2 protein-coding genes and 1 pseudogene are annotated in these 3,262 nt (G+C 63.4%); 1 reads left to right on the top strand and 2 read right to left on the bottom strand.

All coding sequences use genetic code 11. From position 1 onward, the window contains the following. Window positions 1-116: 116 nt before the first annotated feature. Entirely contained in the window at window positions 117-1,580 is a 1,464-nt protein-coding gene (locus ABGB01_RS45745) for a hypothetical protein (RefSeq protein ID WP_347780597.1), read from the top strand. A gap of 261 nt (window positions 1,581-1,841) precedes the next feature. Here ABGB01_RS45745 and ABGB01_RS45740 read toward each other — a convergent pair whose 3' ends face one another. Together ABGB01_RS45740 and ABGB01_RS45735 are read right to left on the bottom strand one after the other, a co-directional pair. Next, entirely contained in the window at window positions 1,842-2,870 is a 1,029-nt protein-coding gene (locus ABGB01_RS45740) for an IS3 family transposase (RefSeq protein ID WP_347780598.1), read from the bottom strand. Between the two features lie 8 nt (window positions 2,871-2,878). Further along, window positions 2,879-3,262: pseudogene (locus tag ABGB01_RS45735) on the bottom strand (hypothetical protein); the annotation flags it as partial.

Genomic DNA, 3,262 nt, shown 5'->3' with positions numbered 1-3,262 from the left:
CGCAAACGATGGACCATGCGCTGGAAGGCCCCGCTCAACGCGTTCCAGATCGCCTTCGAGGGACGCCTCACCCCGAGTAATAACTGACCACTCAACAACCAACATCAGCCGTTAAGTTGACACACCCTGCCTACGCAACCAAAGCGGGGACCGGCGATGGGGCGAAGGCCGGCCAGTCGGGAGCGGTCAGACTCCTGTGGCTAAGGAACATCAGCCGGGACGGCGCCATCACCGAATCTGACAACGACACCGATGAATGGCGGACGGGCATACTGGAGAGTCACCACCTCCAGATCGGCGACATTCTGCTCTCCGCAGTAGTCGCCGGCCGTGCCAAGGCGGCTCGCGTCGAGGAATCCCACCTGCCAGCCGCAGCCGCAGGCAGCATCCTCGTCCTCCGCCCCACCACCAACCTGTCGCAAGAACACGCTCGGTTAATCCTGGCCTTCCTGCGCTCCGATTCCGTCGCCATGCTGGCGAGAGGCGCGGTACAGCAGCACATCCCGTCCAAGGCTCTCTCCTCCCTTCGGCTGCCAGCAGCAGACCGGGCGCTCTCGGCAGCCCTGCATGACCTCGACCAGGCTGGACGGATGATGCAGCATTGGCACGCGGAAGCGGGCTCCCTCGGAGAAAAGGTCCTAGACGACGGCATCGAGGGCACGAAGGCTCGGAGGGCCATCATCCAAGCCGGTCAGCTGATTCGCATGCGCGCCGAGGCAGCAGCTCAGCTCGACAATCCGGGCTACATAGTCCGCACGCGGTACCCCTACCCCCTATCACAGCGCTGGCGGGACGTCGAAGCACGGATTAGCGCCGGAGACCGGGACCGGGCGTACAAGTCGGTCCTGGAAGCAGCGGAGGCACTACTCTGCTACAGCGCCCTGGTATCAGCTGCACTTGCAAGCGAGGCCAGCATCACCCTCAAACCCGTGGAACAACTCAAGAATAAGATCGCCAAAGGGCGCGGAGGACCAACCTTCGGAGACTGGACAAAGATCCTCCAGGGCATCTCGGGGGCCGACGGCATGAACCGGCTGAGCCCCGAACACCCCCTCCACGAATTCGCCGGCCTTCTCGAAGGCGACGAAACCTTGAAGGCCAACGAGCGCCTCTCAAATAGGAGAAACAGCAACGCGCACGGGCGGTCGAACGCCCCCGTCACCCCAGCCAGCGACCTCGACGAGGCGTTCCGTGACCTGTCGCTCCTGACTTCCCGAGCGCGCTTCCTCGCTGACCTCCCACTACTCCACATAACATCCACGAACTGGGACCGCTTCAGCCTCACCGAGACAGTCCGTTTCCGCAGGCTCATGGGGGATCACCCTGTCGTACCCACGGAGAGCACACAGCACTCGGGCCCCCGGGTGGAAGCCGACAGTCTCTATCTTTTCGATGGCGACCAGGGCCTCCATCCGCTGCGCCCCTTCCTCACATGTGAGATCTGCGAATCCTGCACGACGTGGTCGATCTTCCACGCCGACAAGGAAAACGGCGATTTGATCCAGAAGAGTCTTGAACACGGCCACTTCTACCCGTACCGGGCTAACCAGCAGGCGCTTCGGGATGCTGGTCTGATGTAGCGGCTGCCGCTGACCCGCCCCGGTGTCACAGGGTGAGATGGTTGCCGGGTACTGCAACGCTACAACGACCCCCGCTCGGCGCCTTGCCGCAGAAGAAAAGATCAACGCATCAACGGCGCTTCGCGCCAGGCCTTCACATGATCGCCTCGCAGCTCGCTGGCTCGCTGAGGCGGCGGCCATCTTCGCGCAGCAGATCGAATAGCGCGTTAGCAAGAGCTGGAGCCCGGTATCGGAACGGAACCTGTCAAACCCGGTGAGACGTCAGGCTACTTGCGCGCTTTGTGGTGAGGTGTCGGTCTCGGAGATCACGGGTGGCTGGTTGATCCACACCTTGGTCGGCAATGCCGGTGGGTAGGGTCGCCGGCCGCGGAACCGTTCCGGATGCGCCTGGAAGGCCGCGTGGAGGGTGGCGATCCGGCGGGCCTGGATGTGCACGGCGGTGCCGTCGTGCACCGAGGCGGGTGTGTGCATCGCGATCCCGGAATGACGATGCTCGTGATTGTAGTAGTGGAAGAATTGGCCGCAGAAAACGTTGGCGTCTTCGATGGATCCGAACCGTCCAGGAAATGCCGGGCAATATTTGAGGGTTTTGAACTGCGCTTCCGAGTACGGGTTGTCGTTGGACACGTGCGGCCGGGAATGCGATTGATCGATGCCGAGCAGCGCGAGCAGGCCGGTGACGGTGTTTGAGGTCATCGACGTGCCGCGGTCGGCGTGGATGGAGCGTGGCGCGACGTTATTGTTGGCGGCGATTGCGTTCTGAATGAATTCTCCTGCCAGAGTGCCGTTTTCGGTGGGCCAGATCTCCCAGTGAATGACTTTGCGGGAGAAGATGTCGATGATGACGTACAACAGATAGTAGACGCCTCGCACCGGGCCTTTCAGTTTGGTGATGTCCCACGACCACACGAGGTTGGGGCGGTCGGCCTCCAGTTCGGGTTTGCTGGTCGGAGGGCGGACGGCCTGGGCGCGCCGCTCGCCACTTTGCCCCCGTTCGCGCAGCAGGCGGTACATGGTGGCCTGCGAGCACAGGTAGACACCCTCGTCCAGCAGGATCGCCCACACCTGGCCGGGCGACTTGTCGGCGAAACGGGCAGAGTCGAGCACTGCCAGCACCTGCTCGCGTTCATCGTCGGACAGTTCGGCCGGGTGGTGAAACGGCCGGCGCGGTCCATGCACAGGCGGGCGCGGATTTCGCCGGCGGTGCACCGTGGCCCGGGATCTCCCGAACACCGCGCACGCCTTCACCGTGCCGACCGACGCCTCCAGAGCCGGGAAATACTCGTCCAGGACCCGATTCAGTTCGTGTCGGAGTCCGCGCTGCTTGAGATGTCCTGAAGCAGCGCGAATGCTTTTCCCGCAATATCCAGCGCGGTTTTGGTCTTACCCAGCTCGCCGGCTAGTTTCTCGTTGCGGGACTCGAGTTTTGCGGTATCGGCTTTGAGTTTCTTGTTCTCGGCCCGCAGCCGGGCCAGTTCCTCCGACTCGGCGCTCTTGTGCGGCCGGCCGGTCGAGGCCGGGAGTGTTCCGCTCTCAGCCTGCTTTCTCCAGTGCACGATATGGGAGTGATACAGCCGTTCCTTGCGGAGCAGTGCGCCCCGCTCAGGGCTGCCTTCGGGCAGCGCGTCGAAAGCGGCCAGGATCCGCGCCTTGTAGGCCTTGGTGAACGTCCGCCGCTTGGG

It is taken from the genome of Nonomuraea sp. B5E05, from assembly GCF_039880665.1.
In the GTDB taxonomy this organism is placed as follows: Bacteria; Actinomycetota; Actinomycetes; order Streptosporangiales; family Streptosporangiaceae; genus Nonomuraea.
The sequence above is the reverse complement of the archived record's forward strand: the minus strand, read 5'-3'. Positions and strand labels throughout refer to the sequence as shown.